This is a genomic window from Mycobacterium gordonae (genome assembly GCF_001417955.2).
Classification (GTDB): Bacteria; Actinomycetota; Actinomycetes; order Mycobacteriales; family Mycobacteriaceae; genus Mycobacterium; species Mycobacterium gordonae_B.
This window is the reverse complement of record NZ_LKTM01000119.1, coordinates 1-3,495: the sequence shown is the minus strand read 5'-3', so window position 1 is coordinate 3,495 and position 3,495 is coordinate 1. Positions and strand designations below refer to the sequence as shown.

Sequence of the window (3,495 nt, the reverse complement as noted above, 5' to 3'; positions counted from 1 at the left end):
GGTGACTACAACACCGGCATCGGCAACACCAGCATCGGCAACACCGGTATCGGCAACACCGGCAGCTACAACACCGGTTTCGGCAACACCGGCAGCTACAACGCGGGAAGTTTCAACGCCGGCAGCTTCAACACCGGTGACGCCAACCCCGGCGACCTCAACACCGGAAGCTTCAACGGCGGCAGTATCAACACCGGCTTCGCCAACTCGGGCGACCTCAACACCGGTTCCTTCAACACCGGCAGCATGAACACCGGTTCATTCATCCTGGCCGACAGCCGAGTGCTTGACGGTTTCACCATCCCGATCAATTTCCCGGCGATTCCGATCGACCTGGTGGCGAGTACCAACGTGGCGATCCCGATCACCGGCCAGTTCGACCCCATCACCATCTACCCGATCATTGTCAATGTCCCGGTCAACATGAGTGCGCTCGGTCTCGTCAACATCAATGGAGTCGTCCCGTCCGCAATTGTGGACCCGATCGTCATCAACCCGATCGTCCTGATGGACGTCGTGTATGGCGCGGACTTTGCGCTGCCCATCCAGTTGACGCTCCTCGGCCAACTCAACCTCAGGGTGCCAGGGCTGCTCGGAATCGGGAACTCCGTGGGGTCGTTGGCGTCGGGCTTCTTCAACGGAAGTTCCAGCGGCACTTCAGGTTTCTTCAACTCGAGCAGTCTGAGTTCGGGCTTCGCCAACGCCAACGGGGCGCTGACCTCGGGCTGGTACAACGCCGGTTCGTTGCTGTCCGGCTGGCAGAACCTCGGGACCGCCATCTCCGGGGTCGCCAACACCAGCACGCTGGCCGCGAACACCGCGGCCATGATCTCCGGCGTCGGCAACATCGGCAGCCAGCTCTCCGGCTTCTGGAACGGCCAGATGAGTGCGCTGCAGGCGGCGTTGGCGGACTTGGTGGCCGGCTGATGATGCGTTTATCCGCCCCGGAAAGCCGAGCGTTGTTCTGCAGCACCTATTACTCCCAAGAAGCTTTCCTGCAATGTAAGGAAGAGGTCTGAGCCGGTGAGTTTCCTGACTTTGCCACCCGAGATCAATTCAGCGCGGATTCTTGCCGGCGCCGGGTCGGCGCCGTTGCTGAGTGTGGCGGCGGGCTGGTCTGGGTTGGCTTCCGAATTGGGTTCGGCGTCATCCTTTTTCGAGTCGGTGACTTCCGGACTCGTTGACGGGTACTGGCAGGGCCCGGCGTCGGTGGCGATGAGGTCGGCGGCGACGCCGTATGCGGCGTGGTTGAGTGCGGCGGGTGCGGCGGCCGAGCAGGCGGCCTCGCAGGCTCGGACCGTGGTGTCGGTCTATGAGTCGGCCCGGTCGATGATCGTGCATCCGGCGGTGATCGCGGGTAACCGCAATTCGTTCGTATCGCTGGTGTTGTCGAACATCTTCGGACAGAATGCGCCGGCGATCGCGGCGGCGGAGGCTGTGTACGAGGAGTTCTGGGCTCAGGACATCGCCGCGATGTTGAGCTATCACGGCGGCGCGTCGGCGGCGGCGGCGGCGCTGACACCGTTCACCAAATTGCCGTTGGGTCAGTTGGCCGGTGCGGGGGGCTTGGTCAACGCAGCGGCGAGGGAGCTTGCCGCCCTGGGCAGCACTTTCAGCAAGGGCGGCGCCAAGGCCGCGCTGGGTGCAGTGAATGTGAGGCTGGGCGGCCTGCTGGGTGGCTTCAACCTCAGCGGGTTGCTGAGCAGTCTGCGTGTGGGTACCGGGAACCTGGCCAACCTGAACCTGCATAGCCTGGGTTTGGGTGATGCTGGCACCGGTGCGGCAGCAGCAGCTGGGCGCTGGGGGGGCTACGGTCGTCACTTCTCGCCCGGCCCCTGGAGTCATTTTGGCGGCTCGAACGTGCAGTCGCTGGTGTCGGGTTTATCCGGTGGCGGCCTGAGCAGCGTGCTGAGTAGCGGAGCGTTGAGCGCTGCGTTGAGCGGCGGCAGTCTGACCAGTTTGCTGAGCAGTCCCGTCGTTGGCAATCTGCTGAGCAGTCCCGTGGTCGGCAGCCTGTTGAGCAGCCCGGCGCTGAGCGGTCTGTTGAGTAGCCCGACCGTGAGCAGCCTGCTGAGTGGTGTGCAGTTGACCAACGGCAGCAGCTTGAGCAACCTGTTGTCGCAGTTGGGTGTGGGTACGGGTGGGCCGAGTGCGGCGGCGGCGTTGTCGACTCCGTGGGGCAATTTCTCGTTGAGTCAGATCACCGGTTACGTGAATTCTCATGGTGGTCTGCAGGCCGTGTTGACCAATCTGTCGAATTCGTCGGCGTTTACCGCGTGGGTGGATTCTGGTGCGTTGGCCAGCCAGTTGAGCGGCTCTGGGGTGAGCAATCTGCTGAGCGGCTCTGGGGTGACCACCTTGTTGAGCAGCCCGGCGGTGGGTGCGGTGTTGAGCAGTCCGGCGGTGGGTGCGGTGTTGAGCAGCCCGTTGGTGAGCGCGGTGTTGAGTAGTCCGTCGGTGGGCAGTGTGTTGAGCAGTCCGGCGTTGAGTGGGTTGTTGAGCAACCCGACGGTCAGTGGGCTGCTCAGTGGTGTGCACCTGAGCAACGGCAGCAGTCTGGGTAACCTGTTGTCGCAGTTGGGGGTGGGTGGCACCGGCGGTGCGGGTGCGGCGGCGGCGACGTTGTCGACGCCGTGGGGCAACTTCTCGCTGAACCAGATCACCAGTTACGTCAACTCTCATGGTGGCGTGCAGAGTGTGCTGACCAGCTTGTCGAGTTCGCCGGCGTTTAACGCCTGGGTGAGTTCGGAGGCGTTCGTCAGTCAGTTCAGCAGCCCGTCGGTCAGTGATCTGTTGAGCGCCCCGGCGGTGAGCACGTTGTTGAGTAGCCCGGCGGTGAGCGCCGTGTTGAGCAGCCCGGCGGTCAGCACGCTGCTCAGTAGTCCGTCGGTGAGCAGCCTGCTCAGCTCGGGGCATCTGGGTGGCCTGTTGAGCAGCCCGGCGATTAGTAGCGTGCTCAGTGGGACGGGTTTGTCGGCCAAGCTGAACAGTCTGCTGAGCATCAACCATGGCACGGCCGAAGCGCTGGCCGCCGATGTCTTCGGCAATACCGGTACCGGCAATATCGGGTTCGGTAATACCGGGGATAACAACGTCGGGTTCTTCAACACCGGTAACGGCAACGTCGGGATCGGCAATTCCGGTGTTGATTTGCGCGGCATTTTCAATGAAGGGGTGGGTAACTCCGGGTTGTTCAATACCGGCAGTTACAACACCGGTATCGGCAACTCCGGCACCGCCAACACCGGTCTGTTCAATCCGGGCAATTTCAATACCGGTATCGGTAACCGGGGCAGCTACAACACCGGAAGTTTCAACGAGGGCAGCTTCAACAGCGGTGACTTCAACGGTGGGGACACCAACACCGGCTGGTTCAATACCGGCAACCTCAACACCGGTATCGGTAACTCCGGGGACATCAACACCGGTATCGGCAACTCCGGCAACATGAATGTCGGGATGTTCGTGCGCGGCGACGCCCAGGGCCTGACCGGG

At 62.7% G+C, this 3,495-nt stretch carries 2 protein-coding genes; both read left to right on the top strand.

Going from position 1 to position 3,495, the window contains the following annotated elements; genetic code table 11:
* The coding region (locus AO501_RS12480; RefSeq protein ID WP_055578032.1) for a pentapeptide repeat-containing protein at positions 1–927 on the top strand (927 nt) is incomplete at its 5' end.
* A 96-nt stretch (positions 928–1,023) separates the two neighbouring features.
* On the top strand, positions 1,024–3,495 hold a 2,472-nt coding region (locus tag AO501_RS12475; RefSeq protein ID WP_055578031.1), incomplete at its 3' end, for a PPE family protein.